Here is a 17,486-nt window from a genome sequence, read left to right as displayed (position 1 = left end):
CTGTCTGTCCCGCCCCTCACTGAAGCATTCGTACGCTGCTCGAGGCAAGCTTCACACTTCGTTAGTCCTAACGTCGAGCTCGTCGTCCCGACCTAACGCGCAAGCACCGACGCATCGGTCCCCGCGCCGAGATATTGCAGCCAGTTCCGGAACAATGCCGCCGCGGCGCTGCCAGCGGCGATATCGGTGCGCAAATTCAGCGCGGGCAGCTCGTTGCTGAGCGCGGGGTGGCGCTGGTGCCTTGCCTGCTTCTCGAAGCGGACCAGCTTCTCTTCCGTCGCAGCGTCAAAATAGCTCACGGGCAAATGCGGATAATTGTCGCGCTCACGCGCGAGATAACGGCCGATGTCGCGCAGATATTCACGCTGAAGCGACAGCGCGTCATATTCCGGATGGCCCTGGAAGAACACGAAGCGGCTGGCATATTGCCGGACGAAGATGTCGACGCCGGCCTTTGCCGAACGCGTCAGCACCTGGTAGCCGGCCTGCGCGAGGTCGCTCTCGGCGATCTCGTTCAGGCGCGAATGCGAGACCTTGAGCGGCGCAGGCGCGGCCCGCGTCAGCGGATCGCCGGTCACGGCTTCGCAGTCGAAAATGCCGTGACATTTGGCGGCGAGCGGCCGCCGTTCGATGCGGTCGAGATGCAGCACCGCGGCGTGCGCAGCGAGGCACGACCAGATCGTCGAGCGCGTGTTGACCTTGGCCCAGTCGATCAGCTCGGTGAGGTCGCGCCAGTACGGTTCCTGGTCGAGCTCGGGCGCGATCGGCTCGGCGCCGGTCACGATCAGGCCGTCGAACCTGTGGCGCCTGAGCTCGGTGAGTTCCGAATATTCGCTATCGACATGCCACTTCGCTTCCGGCGAGCGCTTGACCGAGGGCAGCGAGAAGCAGTGAAAGCGGATGCGGCGCGGACCTGCTGCGGCTTGCAGCAGCTTCATGAACTGCCGCTCGGTCGCCTTCAGCGCCGGATCCGGCATGTTGTTGATCAATCCGATGGTGAGCTCTGTGTCGCCGTGCTCGCGCGCCAGATCGCCCGCCCCCGGCACCAGCGCCGGGCTCGATATGCCTTGATCCCTGTCGATCAGGATCGTCATCGGCGCCGCCGCCTACTCCGCGGCCTGGAGGCGCGCGGACCGGCAGGCCTTTTCCAGGGCCTGGTCGAGGTCCTCGATGATGTCCTGGCAATGCTCGATGCCGATCGACAAGCGGATCGTTTCCGGCAAAACGCCGGCGACCCGCTGCTGCTCGGCAGACATCTGCCGGTGCGTCGTCGAGGCCGGATGGCAGGCCAGCGACTTGGCATCGCCGATATTGACGAGGCGCGTGATCAGGTTCAACGCATCGTAGAAGGACTTGCCGGCTTCCATGCCGCCCTTGATGCCGAAGGTGAACAGCGACGAGGCGTTGCCGTCGAGATATTTCTGGACCAGCGGATAATAAGGACTGTCCGGGAAACCGGTGTAATTGACCCAGGCCACGCGCGGATCCTTGCGCAGGAATTCGGCGACCTTGCGGGCATTCTCGCAGTGGCGCTCCATGCGCAGCGCGACGGTCTCGATGCCCTGGAGCAGCAGGAAGGCGTTGAACGGCGACAGCACCGAACCCATGGTGCGCTGATAGATGCTGCGCGCGCGCTCAATGTACGCCGTCTTGCCGAAGCGCTCGGCATAGACGAGGCCGTGATAGGAGGCGTCCGGCTTGTTGTAGCCGGGGAAGCGATCGACGTGCTTGGCCCAGGGGAAATTTCCGGAATCGACGATGGCGCCGCCGAGCGTGGTACCATGGCCACCCAGGAATTTCGTCAGCGAATGCACGGCGATGTCGGCGCCGTAATCGAACGGCTTGAGCAGGATGGGGGTTGCAACGGTATTGTCGACGATCAGCGGCACGCCATGGGCATGGGCGATCTTCGCCAGTGCCTCGATGTCGCAGACATTGCCGGCGGGATTGCCGATGGTTTCGGCGAACACGGCGCGGGTGTTCTCGTCGATCAGCTTTTCGATCGCCTCGGGCTTGTCGCTCTCGGCGAAGCGGCCGGTGATGCCCTGCCGCGGCAGGATGTGCGAGAGCAGCGTATGCGTGGTGCCGTAGAGCTGCGGCACGGAAACGAGGTTGCCGCCGTGATCGGCGACGTTGACGAAGGCGAAATGCAGCGCGGCCTGCCCGGTCGCGACCGCAAGCGCGCCGACGCCGCCCTCGAGCTCGGCGATACGTTTCTCCAGCACCGCGCTGGTCGGATTGGCGATGCGGCTGTAGCGATAGCCTTCGGTCTCGAGATTGAAGAGCGCCGCGCCGTGATCGGCGCTGTCGAAGGCGTAGGCCGCGGTCTGGTAGATCGGCACGGCAACAGCGTGCGTGGTGGCTTCGGGCTCGTAGCCGGCGTGAATAGCGATCGTCTCATTGCGCATCGTGCCACCTCCGCGTGGAGCGGGCCGCACTTATTGGCCTGTATGAGGCATGTGCGTTGTCCGCCGTCCCTCTGTTAGAGGCGGGTGGTAAAGCGGACAATAATTCGTCTAGAGATCGAGGAAGTAACCCTAACGGTTATTGGGGAATTGGCTAAAATTCGAGTCAAATTGGATGAATGAAATTTTGCGGTTTGCGGCAGCGACCACGCTGCACTCCCTCTCCCACAAGGGGGGAGAGGGAAACACCCTTCGCTACCTCTCAGTCCATCTGTTCCCACAGCCGATGGGCGAGCACGCCGGCCCGCTTCTCGATCGCGGCCGCCGCGTCGAGCGCCAGGTCCTCGCGATAGCGCCCGGCGATGAGCTGCACGCCGATCGGCTTGCCATCGTGCAGCGTCACCGGCACCACGGCGCCGGGCAGGCCCAGCACGTTGATCGCGGAGATGAAGCGGATCTCGCCCCAGAAAATCTCGCGCACGCGCTCGGGGCTGACAGTGTCCTCGCGCGGGCCAGGCGTCGGCTTCACCGTGGTCGGTGCCAGCACCACCGGATACTCCTCGAAGAACAATTGCCAGGCGCGGATGTGGCCGTTGCGCGCGGCGGTCGCCTGCATCCAGGCCTTGAGGTCGAGCACGTTGGCCTTGGCTTTCATGCCGCCCCACGCCTTGTGGAAGTCTTCGGACGTCACCTTCAGCATGCCGGCTTCCTGCATCACCATCGTCTCGTTGGTGATGATGTCGCACCAGGTCTGCCAGACGCCGTCGATGTCGGGCACGGGCACGTCGACCTCGCTGACACGATAGCCGGAACGCTCCAGATGATCGGCGGCCTGGCGCAACGCCGCCGCGACGTGCGGATCGACGTCCATGTCTTCAGGAATCCTGGCGAGCGCGACCTTGATCGGCCCCTTCGGCTTCGGACCGACCAGCGGCGCCGGCACCCACCAGGGATCGCGCGGATCGCGCTGGCTCATCACCTCCAGCGCGAGCCGGACGTCCGCGACGTGGCGGGCGAGCGGCCCCTGCGCCGACATCAGATGCGCCAGCATCGGCCGCTCGGCGGCTGCGCTCGCGTTGAACGCAGGAATACGCCCCTGCGTCGGCTTGATGGTCGCAACGCCGTTGCAATGCGCCGGCCAGCGCAGCGAGCCGCCGATGTCGTTGCCGTGCGCGATGGAGCCGATGCCGGCGGCGACGGCCGAACCCGCACCGCCCGAGGAGCCCCCGCAGGTGATATTGGGATCCCAGGGATTGAGCGTCAGTCCGTGCAAGGGATTATCGGTGAAGCCGCGGAAGGAGAATTCCGGCGTGTTGGTGAGGCCGATAACGATCGCGCCGGCCTTCTTCAGGTTGCGCACCACGGGCGAATCCGACGGCGCGATGAGATCCTTGTTGGCCGGCACGCCGTTGAAATTGGGACGGCCTTCGTAATCGACATTCTCCTTGATCGTGATCGGTACGCCGTGCAGAAGGCCGAGCTCGCCGCCCTTGGCGCGCCGCTTGTCGGCCGCATGGGCCGCAGCCAGCGCCTCCTCCGAGAGATCGACGACGACGGCGTTCAGCCTCGGGTTGACGGCACGCATGCGCTCCAGATGCGCCTCGGCAGTCTCGACCGCGGAGATGGCGCCGGAGCGGATTGCGGCTGCGGTCTCGACCGCCGACCATTGCCAGGCCGGGCCTTTTGGGCGGCGTGGTGCTGATGATTTGCGCTGGGGGGCCCGCTTCACCGGCTTCGTTGCAGCCTTCGCGACCTTGCTCTTGCGAACGGCGCTTTTCTTGCTGGAGGTCTTCGCTGCTTTCTTTGCAGCACTTTTCTTCCTGGTCGCCGTCTTCTTCGCCACGTCGCATCTCCTCAAATTGCGCTGCCGAAGTTATGGAGCTCACGCGACCGTGTACAGGCGCGTTTCTGCATGGCGCGGCGTCGGGGCGCGTTGTGGCGGCCGAAGGCGCGCGAGACGCTCATGAGGTCGTCTCCCGTGACGCATGTATCGGTTGAATGATGGAATGAACTGCCGCCAGATTGCGGCATCGCGAGCGGGTTTTTGACGCCGCCGTTTGGAGAGTGACAAATTGGGACGTTTGCCTACAGCCACACAGCATCCCATGTCGGTGGCGATCGCCGATGGAAGGGGGCGTCGCGGGCGTGCGCGAGGGACGGGAGGTGGTAGCGGGAGCGCTACCACGGACCAATTGCCTTACCAAGGGCTGGAGACGGGCAGAAGAGTTGGAGAAAGCCCCAATCGAGACCAGAAGGTCAAACGGTCCCGTGCGTCAACACTGGAAATACATCGGAAAACTTTGCCATCAGAGCACTCGTCTCCCCTTCGCGCAAGAAGCAGCCCTCCCCGGCCGTGACCCTCGACGGACGTAGAGCTTCAGTCGAAGCTCTCAATTGCAAAGCCGGGCAATCTGAGCTCCACACGCGCGCATAGGCTCCTGCGATTGCGCCACGCGCGCCTGAATGAGAGCACCTTCAAAGGCCGCCAAGATTACTGGCGCGAGCGTCTCCGCATTCTTCGGAGCCATTCCGCATCGGATCAAGCCATCAGCAATCGTTTGGTGCCAGAGACCGAAAGCGTTCTTGCATGCCTTGGTGAGCGCCTGAGATTGGGGTGCAGTTTCCAATGCAACGGTGCACACGGGGCAGCCAGCGGTGAACCCGGACTTTGCCAACTGTGCCGCGCTCCCCGCAAACAACTTGCGGACACCCTCCGCAGCGCGGCCGCCTTCGGGGAAGCACTGCGCGATGCCCCCAGCGACATTTTGTGCAGCCCATTCGAGAGCGGCGACTCCAACCTGCTCCTTACCATCCGGAAAATAGTGATAGGCGGAACCCCAGGGCGCTCCCGACTCCTGGACCAGCCGCCGCCATGAGGCCGCGGCATAGCCCTCTCTCTGAAAGAGAGACATGGCGGCCAAAATCATCTGTTCGCGCGGTGAATGGGCTGTCATGGGCGTTTGACTAGGACGATCGTCTTATCTATAGACGTAGAGACGTTAGGACAAATGTCATAATGGAGGGTGGGGATCTATGAAGGCGGTATTGTTGCATGCCTACGGCGACGCTGAGGCGCTTCGGGTGGAAGAGGTTTTGAAACCGCAGCCCGGGGCTGACGAAGTGCTCATCCGGATCGAAGCGGCGAGCGTCAACTACGCCGACATCGTGCGTCGGCGCGGTGATCCCTATCCACTGCGGACACCTTTGCCGGCGATCCTCGGCAGCGAAGCCGCCGGTGTCGTCGACGCCGTTGGCGAGGGTGTCACAACGCTGCATCCCGGTGATCGGGTGTTCGCGTTTTTCGGCGGAGACGGTCTTGGCGGCTACGCTGAGTACGCCCTCGCCGGCGTCGACAACGTCATCAAACTGGACCCAAGACTCGATTTTGACGTCGCTTCCACGCTTGTCGTTGCCGGCGTGACTGCTTTTCAAATGCTCAAGGACGCTGGACGGCTCAAGCCCGGCGAATCTGTCTTCATTCCCGGCGGCGCCGGAGGCGTTGGCAACTACGCAATTCAGCTCGCCAAGATTTTGGGCGCCGGCTGCGTCATTGCCGGCGCCAGCACACCCGAACGCCGGCAGCAAGCCTTGGCGCGGGGCGCCGACCACGCCATCGACTCTACCGCCGATGATTGGCCGCGCGAGGTGAAGCGGCTCACCGGCGGACGCGGGGCCGATGTGGTTCTCGATATGGTCGGAGGCGCATTTTTCGACCAGGCTCTGGCCGCGCTCGCACCATTCGGGCGCCTCGTCGTCTATGGGACCGCCAGCAGGAAGCCCTCTTCTTTCATCGCCCAACGCCTGATGCCGATGAACCAAGCCGTGATTGGCTACTACGTCAGCCACTGGTTCAAGGCTCGGCCGGATCAAGCGCAGAAGGCCTTCGACACCGTTGCAGGATTCGTGATCGAACAGCGCCTTCATGTGGAGGTTGCCGGGCGGCTGCCACTCGAAGGGGCCACCGAAGCTCACCGCATCATGGAAGCGCGGCAGGCGACGGGAAAATACGTGCTCAAGCCGTCGCTGACCGCCCCTTGAGCTAAGCAGCGCCACGTATCAACGGCGGCACGCAGCACGCCGCCGATATGTCGGAACCGAAGATGGCAGGCCGGCTGTCTTGAAAAGGGAGGAAACCATGACGATGAGCGACGAGCGTCCCGCATCGCGAGAGAATGGAGGGCTAGCGCTCTTCCGCGAGCTTTTGCGCACAGGCGCGCCAGCCGCTCCCATCTGCATGCCACTGAATTTCCAGTTGTCCGCGGCAGAGCACGGTAGCACAGAGTTTACTGGTTGGCCCGGACCACAGTTCGCAAACCCAGGAGGGGTTGTGCACGGTGGTTACCTCGCCGTGATTTTGAGCTCGGCGATGTCCTGTGCCGTCCATACGACACTTAATGAAGGCGAGGGTTATACGACAACGAACTTTACTGTGAATCTCACCCGTCCGCTAAAGCCGGGACCGGGCCCTGTTATCGCCTCGGGCGTCGTAGTTCACCGCGGCAGACAAGGCGCTACTGCCGAGGGTCGCATCGTCGATGACACGGGCAAGCTTCTTGCGCACGGCACAACGACTTGCGTGATTTTCGCTCCGCGAAAACAAGACTAGCAGTCGCTGCATTTACCAAATTGCTGCCTTCAAAGGACCTTACGAGGTTTCGCATCACCGGGACGACCGATCGTCCACTCGCGGGTGTCAAGGTGATCGATGTTGGCCACTACGTCGCAGCACCGCTGGCAGCGATGATACTGGCGGATCAAAGGGACGGACGTCATGCGCGTTAAGCGATCAGGACATCGAGCGGTAATGCCGCTCGCGGAGGCGGCCTGCGGGCTTGGGCGGGGTTGCTTGGTGCAGCAACGGGACTCCACACGGATGTCAGACGCCACGCGCCGACAAGCACGAGGGTCGGCCGACATGAAACAGAGAGTGTCTGTGACAAGCCAGCAAACGGGAGACATTCGCAGGACCGCGATCGTCACGGAAACCTCGTCCGGCACCGGACAGGCCACCGCAAGGGCGTGCGCGATTCCGGTTTTGTCGTCTAGGAAAGACGGCGAGAAATTACTTAGCCGTTGTTGTCATCACCGCAAATCTGCGCCGGCTAATGTAATTGTCAGCTACTCTGGGGCGCCTGACCGGGGCAACAGCGCACGATGGTGCGCAGAAAAGTCCAATATCGAAGATTGGCGTACAAAATCGTGCAATGGCGGAGAGAGTGGGATTCGAACCCACGGTACGGTTTCCCGCACACACGCTTTCCAAGCGTGCGCCTTAAGCCACTCGGCCATCTCTCCGGAGCGCACTCTCTTGAAGGGGCGCCGATGATTTTGCAAGGGATCGCGGGGAAATCGGGTGATTTTTCCGTAAGATGTTGTATTTCATAGATAATATCGGGCGCCACGCTAACGCTCGGAACCGCCTGCCGGCTGAACCGGCGGCGGGTTTGGTGCGACGATTCACTCAAGACCGTCAAACAAGACCGGGGGCCCCATGATCATCCGCAACACCATCGCCGCGCTGAGCCTGATTTCGGCTGTCGCCGCCGCCTTTGCAGGACCGGCCGCCGCACAGGTCTGCACCCGGCAAGGGGGCGACGTCAGCTGTGACGACGGACGGCGCGGGATGCTTTCGGGCGATGCCATCCTCTGGCCGGACGGCACGCGTTCGAGCGCGACGCCGCATCAGAGCGTCATTATCGGCAACAAGAGCTCGGTGCATGTCGGGCCCGGCGTGTTCGTCGGCCAGGGCAAGGGCATGGTGCCGCTCGACGATCCGAACGCGCCGAACAAGCGGCAGTGCGCGATTCTGGAAGGCGTGTCGTATTGCTATTGAGGCTCTCGTCTTCGCCCCTGCCCTCCCCGAAATGAACGGGGAGGAGACTAGATCAGCCGCACGCCCGATATCGCCGACTTGAGCCAGCGCAGCGCTTGCGGCGGCTGGTTGGCGAGCGGCGCAACCGCGGCCTTCTCCGTCCGGCACTTCTCCAGTTCTGCGACGAAATCCGCCGACCATTGCTGGATGGTGTGGCCGCGCAGCTTCTTCATCATCGCATCCCAGCGCATCTTGCGCTCGGTGAGCGGCATCGCGGCCGCGACCGCGATCGCGCGCGCCATGCCGTCGATGTCGTGCGGATTGACCAGCAGCGCGGCGTCGAGTTCGTTGGCCGCGCCGGCGAATTTCGACAACACCAGCACGCCGGGATCGGCCGGGTTTTGTGCGGCGACATATTCCTTGGCGACCAGGTTCATGCCGTCGTGCAGCGGCGTCACCACGCCGATCTGCGCGGTGCGGTAGAGTCCCGCGAGCACGGCCTGGCTAAAGCCCTTGTTGAGATAGCGGATAGGTGTCCAGTCGGCCTCGCCGTGGCGGCCGTTGACGTCGGACACGAGCCGCGCGACTTCGTTCTGCAAATTGCCATAGGCTTCGATGGCACCGCGCGAGGGATTTGCGATCTGCAACAGCGAGATGCTGCGCGCAAACTGCGGATGCTCGGTCCAAAGCCGATCGAACGCGCTGATGCGGTTGACGAGGCCCTTGGAATAGTCGAGCCGGTCGACGCCGATCGCGAGCCGCTCACCGTTGAGGCTGCGGCGAAGCCGGGAGACGTCCGGATGCGACGCCGATTTCGCCGCGTATTGCGCGAACTTCTCGGCGTCGATGCCGATCGGAAAGACCTCGCAGCGCGTTCGGCCATGCTGCGAGATCGCAACGCCGTCTTCGACGGCGAGGCCGAGTTCGCCCGCGACATAGCCGAGAAAATTCTGGCAGTCGTCATGGGTCTGGAAGCCGATCAGATCGTAGGCCAGCATCGCCGTGATCAGCTCGCGATGATTGGGCACGCCCTGCATCACCGCGGCGACAGGCCATGGCGTATGGAGGAAGAAGCCGATCGGATCGTCGACGCCGAGGTCCCGCAGCTCCGCGCCGAGTGCGAGGAAATGATAATCCTGCACCCAGAACGCGGTTTGTGCTTTCCGAAAGCGCATCAAGGCGCGCGCCATGAAGGCGTTGACCTCGCGATAGCTGACATAGTCGTCACGCGAGACGCGGATCAGATCGCTGCGCGAGTGCAGCGCCGGCCACAGCGCCGAATTGGCAAACCCCTCGTAATACCCGCCATAGTGTGCCGCCGGCAGATCCAGCGTCGCGATCGCGCCCGAACCCAATGCTTCGATTTCGGCGAACGGCTCCTTTTGATGACCGTCACGCACACGGCCCGAGGAACCCACCCAGATCGCGCCCGAATGTTCCACGACGGGTAACAAGGCCGCCGCGAGACCGCCCGTCATGGGCTCGTTGGGTTTGCCGCGTGCGACGCGATTCGAAACGACGACTAAGTTCACAGGTCGTCCCCTCCTGTTTCATTCCACCCGTTTAACTGCCGTTCATCAATATGGTTCCTGATCATCCTTTGCACCAATTGAAACCAAAATCGGGCGTGCGCGTTGGAACCGGTTTACCTCCAGGGAACCCGACGATTTCGCTACACAAAGTCGGTTTGGGTTACCGTGGCGCGCACAGCATGAAACGGGCGCGCTGGGGAATTACGCGCGCGATATGTGGCTCCGAGATGTCGGTGCCTTATTCCAACCTTGAGTCGTCGAGCAGCCGCGCGAGGAACGTGCGCACGTCGTTCGGCGCGTCGAAGTGCCCGTTGACACCCATAGCGCGGCGGCCGACCGAGAAAGCGAGCCCGTTCATGTCGGGCATGATCGCGAACACGGTCTCGTCGGTGACGTCATCGCCGATGAAGATCGGACGGCGGCCCTTGAAAGGCTCGTGCTTCATCAACTCGCGCACGCCGGTCGCCTTGGTGAAACCGGAATGCTTGATCTCGCAAACGAACTTGCCGGGCAGCACCTCGATCGGCGCATTGGGCAGGTCGGCGCGGATCAGCGAAACGGATTCATAGATCGCCTTCTCCGCATGCGGCGCAAGGCGGTAGTGCAGCGCCAGCGAATAGCCCTTGTCCTCGAGCAGAATGCCGGGACTGAGCTTGGCGACCGCCGCGAGCCGCCGCTTCAGCTCCTTGTCCAGCGGCGGCGCGCTGACGGCATCGGCTTCGTTGTCCACCGAAAGCCGCATCTCCGCGCCGTGGCCGGCGACGGCGCGAAAGACATCGGGCGCGAAGATCAGGTCGATGTCGTTGAGCGAACGGCCGCTGACCATCGCCAGTGCGCCCGAGGTGCGCTCCGTCAACCGGTTCAGCGTTTCCGACAGGCCGGGCGGCACCCACACCTCGCGCGGCGTCGGCATCAGGTCGAGCAGCGTCCCGTCGATGTCGAGCAGGATCGCTGTTTGATTGAGATGCGGCACGAGCGCGTGGGGCACCGGCACCGCATCGGGCGCTTCATCGTCGACCATGGTGCGCTCTTGATCCAATTCAGCCAGTTCCGATTTCATAGTCTACTCCATGGAAGCAAGCGGCCGCGCGATTTCTTCGAGCGATCTGCGTTCCGCCGAGATGGCATAGCGCCACGCCACGATCGCGGCTGCGATCATCAGGAAGGCCCCCAGTAAATAGCCTGCGAATACGCTCGTGCGCGACCCCGTGTCGATCAGCGCCCCGAACAATGCGGGGCCGATCACGCCGCCGATACCGGTGCCGACCGCGTAGAACACGGCGATCGCGAGCGCGCGGACTTCCAAGGGAAACGTCTCGCTGACGGTGAGATAGGCGGCGCTCGCGGCGGGCGAGGCAAAGAAGAAGATCACCATCCAGGCGATGGTCTGCCCCTGCGCGCTCAAGGCGCCAATCGAGAACAGATAGCCCGACAGCGCCAGCAACAAGCCCGACACCCCATAGGTGAACATGATCATGGTCCGGCGGCCGAGCGTATCGAACAGGCGGCCGAGCAGCAGCGGGCCGAGGAAATTGCCGGCGGCGAAGGGGAGCAGATACCAGCCGACATGATCGGCGCTGATGCCGTAAAAATCGGTCAACACCAGCGCAAAGGTGAAGAAGATGGCGTTGTAGAAGAAGGCCTGCGCGATCATCAGCACGAGGCCGACCATCGCCCGCTGGCGATAGACCGAGAACAGCGTGTGCACGACCTCGCGGATCGGCGTGTGGCTCCGCATTTTCAGGCGGATCCTGGCGAAGCGGCCGTCGGTCGTATCCTGGTCGTGTCCGAGCACCGAGCGTTCGATCTCGTCGACGATGGCGTGGGCCTGGTCGGGACGGCCGTGGATCATCAGCCAGCGCGGGCTCTCCGGAATCCACATCCGCATCAAGAGCACGACGAGGCCGATGGCCGCGCCGATGAGATAAGCGAGGCGCCAGCCGAGATCAGGGCCGATCACCGCGGGATCGAGCAGCACAATGGCCGCTACGGCGCCCATCGCGGCACCGATCCAGAAGCTGCCGTTGATGACGAGATCAGTCCAGCCGCGATAGCGCGCCGGCACCAGTTCCTGGATGGTCGAATTGATCGCGGTATATTCGCCGCCGATGCCGGCGCCGGTGAGAAAGCGAAACAGTGCGTAGCTCGCGACATTCCATGACAGAGCCGTCGCGGCCGTCGCCGAGAGATAGAGCGCGAGCGTGATGAAGAACAGCTTCTTGCGACCGATGCGGTCGGTGAGCCAGCCGAAGCCGAGCGCGCCGAGCACCGCGCCTGCGAGATAGGCGGAATTGGCAATGCCGAGATCGAGATTGGAGAAATGCAGCGAGGGACTCTGCTTCAGCGCGCCGGAGAGCGCGCCGGCCAACGTCACCTCGAGGCCATCCAGAATCCAGGTGATGCCGAGCGCGAGCACGACGCGGGTGTGAAACCCGCTCCACGGCAGCGCGTCAAGTCGCGCGGGAATGCTGGTTTCGATGATGCGGTCGCCCGCGGCCGCCTTCGCGACCGCCTTGGAGACCACAGGTCCATCGTCCGGCGCTAGGCTTCGCTGCAATTCCATCGCGTTGTTGCATCTGACCAATGGACATGGCCCCGGTTCACATAGCGTGGACAGGGGCGATCCGATCAAGGGGGTGCGGCATTCCGCCTGCCACCTGCGACAACGTCTGCGGCGAGGGCAGGTTCCCGCAGGAACGACTGCTCGCGCCGCTGGTTTTCGGTGGAGCCGCAAGGAGTTGACGCATGGCTCATGCCAGAAAGACGACACATTCTCGCAAAACATCGGCGAGCAAGAGCACCAGACGCGCCGCACCGAAGCGCTGGTCACAGCGCGTGACGAAGGAGAGCGACGCGCTCGACCTCAAACAAGGCGTGTTCAAGCTGACCAGCGCGAAGAAAATCGCGGCTTCGTTGAAGCGCTCGGCCGAGCACAGCGCGCGCCGCAAGACCGGCGCCTACCGCTCGGCGCTGTCGATGCTGACGTTCTACATCAACCGCGCCGGCAAGACGCTGCCGCAGACGCAGCGCACCCGGCTGGAGCGGGCAAAGGTGGAGCTGAAGCGGGCGTTCGGGAGGGAGTGAGCGCCAGGTCGTCCTGGACAAGCGCAGCGCCGATCCAGGACCTGTTACCCCAGGGAGCAGTTTGGCGAAGATTCGGGGTTAGCGGCCCGCGCCGCAACTTCGCGCTGGGGTAATGGGTCCTGGCTTTCGCCAGGACGACGGCGGAGTGCGTGGCGCGCTTCGGGCCTTACGCCGCGCGGATATTCCCCATGAAGCGGTCGAGCTCGGCGCGCAGGCGGGTGCTTTCGGACGATAATGTCTTGGCCGAATGCAGCACCTCTTCCGAAGCCGAGCCGGTTTCGGCGGCACCGCGGTTGACCTGGCCGATGTCGGTGGCGGCGGTCTGAGTGCCCTGCGCGACGGTCTGGACGCTGCGCGCGATTTCCTGCGTCGCCGCGCCCTGCTGCTCCACTGCGCTCGCGATCGACGTCGAGATCGACGAGATCTGGCCGATGGTGGCGCCGATCTCCTTGATCGCCGCAACCGACTCGGCGGTGGCGCCTTGCATGCCCGTGATGTGCGAGGAGATCTCGTCGGTGGCCTTCGCGGTCTGGCTCGCCAGCGACTTCACCTCGCTGGCGACCACCGCAAAGCCGCGGCCGGCATCGCCGGCGCGCGCCGCCTCGATGGTCGCGTTCAAAGCGAGAAGATTGGTCTGCTCGGCGATCGCCGTGATCAGCTTGACGACTTCGCCGATCTGCTGGGCGGCGTGCGAGAGCTTGCCGATGCGGTTATCGGTCTCCCTGGCCTGCACCACGGCGTTTTCGGCAATACGGCTGGAATCGCGCACCTGGCGGCCGATCTCCTCGACCGAGGCCGAGAGCTCTTCGGTCGCGGTCGCGACCGACTGCATGTTGCTGGAGGCCTGCTCGGAGACGTCGGCGACCTGGCTCGACAGGCTCTGCGTGGTCTCGGCGGTACGGGTCAGCGTCGAGGCCGCCGATTCCAGCTGCACGGCGGAAGCCGAGACGTTGGAGACGATGGCACCGACCGCGCTCTCGAAATCGTCGGCGAAACGAATCAGCTCGGAACGGCGAGCAGCGCTCGCTTCCTTGTTCTGGGCTTCGTTGGCGGCAGCGTCGCGCTCGGCCTTGGCCACGGCCTGCACCTTGAATTCCTCGACCGCGCCGGCCATCTCGCCGATCTCATCCTTGCGGCCCAGGCCCGGGAGCACGACGTCGAAATTGCCCGAGGCAAGCTCGCGCATTGCCTTGCACATCGCGATCATCGGACGCGAAATGCCGTTGCCTAGCATCAGGGCGAGCGCAGCGCCGACGGCAAGGCCGCCCAGCGCCATCATCAGCATCAGCCGCTCGGTCTCGCCGATGGTGGCATTGGCGTTGACCTCGATGCGCTGCTGATCCGCCGTCAGCTCCGACCGCAGCTCACCCGAGAGCTTGAGAATGGACGCGGCCGTCTTGGTCATGTCGCCGTTCAGCTTGACGATGACCTTCACGTTCTCGGTCAGTTTTGAAAAGGAGGTGCGGTACTGCTTGAGGAGATTGCTGATCTCGGTGACGCGGTCGGTGATCTTCTGGTCGTTGGCATAGATCGAGACCAGCAAGGTCTCCAGGAATTTGATACGGGCGATCACGCCGTCGGCGGTCTTCGGCTCCGGCTTGGCGACGAAGGCGCTGACCGAGGTGGAGACCGCAAGGTATTGCGATGTGATGTCCTTGGCCGTGCTCTGAACCGAGTTCAGGCCCGCCAGTGCCGCGGTATCGGCGAGGTCGTCGAACTTGAACCGGATCTTGTTGCCGACGCTGTTGAGCTCATCGGTCGCGATCTTGCCATTCTCGCGCGTCAACGTGATGATCTCGCCGAACACCTTGGTAAAGCCCTTGAAGTCGGCCTCGAGCCTGCCGACCTGCTCGCGGCGCGCTGCGCCCGTGGTGGCCGCCGCCGACTTGGCGATCGCGGCCCTCAGATTCTCTTCGGCTGCTTTGGCCGCGGTCTCATCATCCGCCGCGCCGGTCAGCGTGTAGGCCCGCGCCAGCCCCTGGTAAGCGATCAGCTCGCGATCGACCGTCCGCGCAAGGTCCGCTTCGGCGACGCTGGAGCGGTAGGAGGCCACGGCGGCCTGGATCCGCTCGAAGCCGAAATACGCGAAAGCCATGCTGACGGCGAGGATGGCGAGCACCGCCACGAAGCCGAGGATGATTTTTGCGCGAAAACGCAAGGTGAGCAGCTTCGATGTGGTCGGCTTCGACTTGACGGGCATTCCCCACCCCATTCCATTCGCGGAAAAACAGGCGCAGCCCGGAAGCAGCCCGCTTCCTGACGCGTGAGCACGGTAAATGGCAAAGGATAAGCGGCGGTAAACTTGTGGCGCCGCAACTGGCGGTTAGGTGACGCAGGGTCTCGTCGTCCTGGACAAGCGCTACCCAGTGAGCAGTTGGCGATGACTCGGGGTTAGCAGTTCGCCCGACAACTCCTCCTTGGGGTAATGGGTCCTGGCTTTCGCCAGGACGACGGCGGAGTGCGTGGCGCGCTTCGGGCCTCACGCCGCCCGGATATTCCCCATGAAGCGGTCGAGCTCGGCGCGCAGGCGGGTGCTTTCGGACGACAGCGTCTTGGCCGAATGCAGCACCTCTTCCGAAGCCGAGCCGGTTTCGGCGGCACCGCGGTTGACCTGGCCGATGTCGGTGGCAGCGGTCTGAGTGCCCTGCGCGACGGTCTGGACGCTGCGCGCGATTTCCTGCGTCGCCGCGCCCTGCTGCTCCACTGCGCTCGCAATCGACGTCGAGATCGACGAGATCTGGCCGATGGTGGCGCCGATCTCCTTGATCGCCGCAACCGACTCGGCGGTGGCGCCCTGCATGCCTGTGATGTGCGAAGAGATCTCGTCGGTCGCCTTCGCGGTCTGGCTCGCCAGCGACTTCACTTCGCTGGCCACGACGGCAAAGCCGCGGCCGGCTTCACCGGCGCGTGCCGCTTCGATGGTCGCGTTGAGCGCCAGAAGATTGGTCTGCTCGGCGATCGCCGTGATCAGCTTGACCACTTCGCCGATCTGCTGGGCGGCATGCGAGAGCTTGCCGATGCGATTGTCGGTCTCCTTTGCCTGCACCACGGCGTTTTCGGCAATGCGGCTGGAATCGCGTACCTGGCGGCCGATCTCCTCGACCGAGGCCGAGAGCTCTTCCGTCGCGGTCGCGACCGACTGCATGTTGCTGGAGGCCTGCTCGGAGACGTCGGCGACCTGGCTCGACAGGCTCTGCGTGGTCTCGGCGGTGCGGGTCAGCGTCGAGGCCGCCGATTCCAGCTGCACGGCCGAGGCCGAGACGTTGGAGACGATGGCACCGACCGCGCTCTCGAAATCGTCGGCGAAACGAATCAGCTCCGAACGGCGAGCAGCGCTCGCTTCCTTGTTCTGGGCCTCGTTGGCGGCGGCGTCGCGCTCGGCCTTGGCCACGGCCTGCACCTTGAATTCCTCGACCGCGCCAGCCATCTCGCCGATCTCGTCCTTGCGGCCCAGGCCCGGCAGCACGACATCGAAATTGCCCGCGGCAAGCTCGCGCATCGCCTTGCACATCGCGATCATCGGACGCGAAATGCCGGTGCCGAGCAGGAAGGCGAGGACCGCGCCGAGCAGCGTGCCGCCGACGGCCAGCATCAGCACCAGTTGCTCGGTCTTCCCGATGGTCGCTTCCGATTCGGACTCCAGCCGCTGCTGTTCGGCAACGAGGTCCGCCTTCATGGCGGTAGCACCCTGAAGGATCGCGCCGGCCGAACCGCTCATCTCGGTGACGAGATCGTCGATCATCTTGGCATTGGCGATCAGTTTCTCCAGCGATTCCCGATAGGCACCGAGTAATCCCTTGGCATCCTTCAGGCCGGCGACGATCTTGTCGTCCATGGAATAAACCGCGCCGAGCGAGTTCTCGACGAATTTCAGCCGCGCCAGCGCGCTGGTCGCAATCGCCTGATCGGATGTCAGCACGAAATTGGTCGCCGCCGCGTTCGCGGTCTGGAATTGGGCATTGACCTGCTTGGTCCCGAACTCGATCGCCTGCGCCTCGGAATCGGAGGCATTGTTGCCGATGTCGTCGAGCTTGTATTTCAGGAGGTTGGCGTTGCGCATGAGCTGGTTCTGCACCAGCAGCGCGCTGTCACGCTTGGCCTGGAGGACTTTTGCGAAGGTCGCGGAGAAGTTGGAGAACTCCTTGGCGAGCTTGCCCAGGCCCTCCTGGCGCGCCGGCTTCTTGGCGCTCTTGACCGCCTGGTCGATGGCGCTCTTGAGGCCGGTCTCCGCGTCCAGCGCCGTCTTGGCGTCGTCCTCCTTGCCGGTGACGACGAAGTATTTGGCGGCCGAGCGATAGGCGAGCAGCTCCCGGTCGATATTGCGGGCGAGATCGGCCTCGGTGACGCTGCTGCGGTAGGACCCGACCCCGGACGAGACCCGCTCGAAGCCAAAATAGGAGAAAGCCATGCTGCCGGCGGAGATCACCAGCACGGCGGCAAAGCCCAGAATGATCTTGGCGCGGAACCTGAGGGTCGGCATTATGGTGCGCTTCGACGAAGACGCGATACGTCCGGACATTCCCACCCCCAACCCTCTGTTCTTGCAACGCTCAGCCGGCCCGGAAGCAGCCCTTCCCGAACCTGTGCGGAAAATTAAGGCAGAAACGTCAAGAGGCGGTAAATCCAGCCGGCCTGCACCCCGGGTGGCGAGAC

14 protein-coding genes and 1 tRNA gene are annotated in these 17,486 nt (G+C 63.9%); 5 read left to right on the top strand and 10 right to left on the bottom strand.

Translation table 11 applies throughout. The features are described from left to right. Positions 1-92: 92 nt before the first annotated feature. The 4 genes from metA to ABIB80_RS05245 form a co-directional block, all read right to left on the bottom strand. Positions 93-1,094, bottom strand: a complete 1,002-nt coding sequence (gene metA, locus ABIB80_RS05260) for a homoserine O-succinyltransferase MetA (protein ID WP_007599131.1) — start codon at positions 1,092-1,094, stop codon at positions 93-95. A 12-nt stretch (positions 1,095-1,106) separates the two neighbouring features. Beyond that, the gene (locus ABIB80_RS05255) at positions 1,107-2,408 is read right to left on the bottom strand and encodes an O-acetylhomoserine aminocarboxypropyltransferase/cysteine synthase family protein (RefSeq protein ID WP_354127125.1); all 1,302 of its coding nucleotides are present in this window, start codon (positions 2,406-2,408) and stop codon (positions 1,107-1,109) included. Between the two features lie 259 nt (positions 2,409-2,667). Continuing rightward, a complete protein-coding gene (locus ABIB80_RS05250; protein ID WP_007599129.1) occupies positions 2,668-4,248 on the bottom strand; it encodes an amidase family protein in 1,581 nt (526 codons plus the stop codon). Between the two features lie 547 nt (positions 4,249-4,795). Further along, positions 4,796-5,359: a TetR/AcrR family transcriptional regulator gene (locus tag ABIB80_RS05245; RefSeq protein ID WP_007599128.1), complete on the bottom strand. Its 564-nt coding sequence runs from the start codon at positions 5,357-5,359 to the stop codon at positions 4,796-4,798. A gap of 79 nt (positions 5,360-5,438) precedes the next feature. On the opposite strand from ABIB80_RS05245, the gene ABIB80_RS05240 reads away from it, so the two are divergent. From ABIB80_RS05240 to ABIB80_RS05230, 3 genes are all read left to right on the top strand, one after another. Next, on the top strand, positions 5,439-6,443 hold the full coding sequence (locus ABIB80_RS05240; protein WP_007599127.1) for a quinone oxidoreductase family protein: 1,005 nt from the start codon (positions 5,439-5,441) through the stop codon (positions 6,441-6,443). A gap of 97 nt (positions 6,444-6,540) precedes the next feature. Beyond that, positions 6,541-7,011 (top strand): PaaI family thioesterase, encoded by a 471-nt coding sequence (locus ABIB80_RS05235; protein ID WP_007599122.1) that lies wholly within the window; start codon positions 6,541-6,543, stop codon positions 7,009-7,011. Beyond that, on the top strand, positions 6,978-7,187 hold the full coding sequence (locus tag ABIB80_RS05230) for a CoA transferase (protein WP_354127124.1): 210 nt from the start codon (positions 6,978-6,980) through the stop codon (positions 7,185-7,187). Before ABIB80_RS05235 ends, ABIB80_RS05230 begins: the two co-directional genes overlap by 34 nt. A 423-nt stretch (positions 7,188-7,610) precedes the next feature. On the opposite strand, the gene ABIB80_RS05225 is transcribed toward ABIB80_RS05230, so the two are convergent. Further along, a tRNA-Ser gene (locus tag ABIB80_RS05225) sits at positions 7,611-7,700 on the bottom strand. Between the two features lie 196 nt (positions 7,701-7,896). Here ABIB80_RS05225 and ABIB80_RS05220 point away from each other — a divergent pair. Further along, positions 7,897-8,238 carry a hypothetical protein gene (locus ABIB80_RS05220; RefSeq protein WP_007599077.1) on the top strand — a complete coding sequence of 114 codons (342 nt, stop codon included), beginning with the start codon at positions 7,897-7,899 and terminating at the stop codon, positions 8,236-8,238. 47 nt (positions 8,239-8,285) lie between these two features. Here the strand turns inward: ABIB80_RS05220 and ABIB80_RS05215 are convergent, their stop codons facing one another. From ABIB80_RS05215 to ABIB80_RS05205, 3 genes are all read right to left on the bottom strand, one after another. Then, positions 8,286-9,749 (bottom strand): trehalose-6-phosphate synthase, encoded by a 1,464-nt coding sequence (locus ABIB80_RS05215; RefSeq protein WP_007599076.1) that lies wholly within the window; start codon positions 9,747-9,749, stop codon positions 8,286-8,288. 238 nt (positions 9,750-9,987) lie between these two features. Then, positions 9,988-10,809 carry a trehalose-phosphatase gene (otsB, locus tag ABIB80_RS05210; RefSeq protein ID WP_007599075.1) on the bottom strand — a complete coding sequence of 274 codons (822 nt, stop codon included), beginning with the start codon at positions 10,807-10,809 and terminating at the stop codon, positions 9,988-9,990. A gap of 3 nt (positions 10,810-10,812) precedes the next feature. Next, a complete protein-coding gene (locus tag ABIB80_RS05205) occupies positions 10,813-12,312 on the bottom strand; it encodes an MFS transporter (protein ID WP_007599074.1) in 1,500 nt (499 codons plus the stop codon). Between the two features lie 182 nt (positions 12,313-12,494). On the opposite strand from ABIB80_RS05205, the gene ABIB80_RS05200 reads away from it, so the two are divergent. Further along, complete coding sequence (locus ABIB80_RS05200) at positions 12,495-12,833, top strand: DUF3175 domain-containing protein (protein WP_007599073.1); 339 nt, start codon at positions 12,495-12,497, stop codon at positions 12,831-12,833. Positions 12,834-12,999: 166 nt separating this feature from the next. On the opposite strand, the gene ABIB80_RS05195 is transcribed toward ABIB80_RS05200, so the two are convergent. Both ABIB80_RS05195 and ABIB80_RS05190 read right to left on the bottom strand, forming a co-directional pair. Beyond that, positions 13,000-15,033: a methyl-accepting chemotaxis protein gene (locus ABIB80_RS05195; RefSeq protein WP_007599072.1), complete on the bottom strand. Its 2,034-nt coding sequence runs from the start codon at positions 15,031-15,033 to the stop codon at positions 13,000-13,002. Positions 15,034-15,312: 279 nt separating this feature from the next. Continuing rightward, positions 15,313-17,352 (bottom strand): methyl-accepting chemotaxis protein, encoded by a 2,040-nt coding sequence (locus tag ABIB80_RS05190; RefSeq protein WP_354127123.1) that lies wholly within the window; start codon positions 17,350-17,352, stop codon positions 15,313-15,315. Positions 17,353-17,486: the final 134 nt, after the last annotated feature.

Source organism: Bradyrhizobium sp. i1.15.2, assembly GCF_040548425.1.
In the GTDB taxonomy this organism is placed as follows: domain Bacteria; phylum Pseudomonadota; class Alphaproteobacteria; order Rhizobiales; family Xanthobacteraceae; genus Bradyrhizobium; species Bradyrhizobium canariense.
Note: the sequence above shows the minus strand (reverse complement) of the source record. Positions and strands in the feature narration are given on the sequence as shown.

What these genes read in the sequence shown, in the direction of transcription:
- ABIB80_RS05220 (WP_007599077.1), top strand. Translation starts at nt 7,897, where the DNA reads ATGATCATCCGCAACACCATCGCCGCGCTGAGCCTGATTTCGGCTGTC.
- ABIB80_RS05235 (WP_007599122.1), top strand. Translation starts at nt 6,541, where the DNA reads ATGACGATGAGCGACGAGCGTCCCGCATCGCGAGAGAATGGAGGGCTA.
- ABIB80_RS05205 (WP_007599074.1), bottom strand. Translation starts at nt 12,312, where the DNA reads ATGGAATTGCAGCGAAGCCTAGCGCCGGACGATGGACCTGTGGTCTCC.
- ABIB80_RS05255 (WP_354127125.1), bottom strand. Translation starts at nt 2,408, where the DNA reads ATGCGCAATGAGACGATCGCTATTCACGCCGGCTACGAGCCCGAAGCC.
- ABIB80_RS05200 (WP_007599073.1), top strand. Translation starts at nt 12,495, where the DNA reads ATGGCTCATGCCAGAAAGACGACACATTCTCGCAAAACATCGGCGAGC.
- ABIB80_RS05245 (WP_007599128.1), bottom strand. Translation starts at nt 5,359, where the DNA reads ATGACAGCCCATTCACCGCGCGAACAGATGATTTTGGCCGCCATGTCT.
- ABIB80_RS05240 (WP_007599127.1), top strand. Translation starts at nt 5,439, where the DNA reads ATGAAGGCGGTATTGTTGCATGCCTACGGCGACGCTGAGGCGCTTCGG.
- ABIB80_RS05195 (WP_007599072.1), bottom strand. Translation starts at nt 15,033, where the DNA reads ATGCCCGTCAAGTCGAAGCCGACCACATCGAAGCTGCTCACCTTGCGT.
- ABIB80_RS05190 (WP_354127123.1), bottom strand. Translation starts at nt 17,352, where the DNA reads ATGTCCGGACGTATCGCGTCTTCGTCGAAGCGCACCATAATGCCGACC.
- otsB (WP_007599075.1), bottom strand. Translation starts at nt 10,809, where the DNA reads ATGAAATCGGAACTGGCTGAATTGGATCAAGAGCGCACCATGGTCGAC.
- metA (WP_007599131.1), bottom strand. Translation starts at nt 1,094, where the DNA reads ATGACGATCCTGATCGACAGGGATCAAGGCATATCGAGCCCGGCGCTG.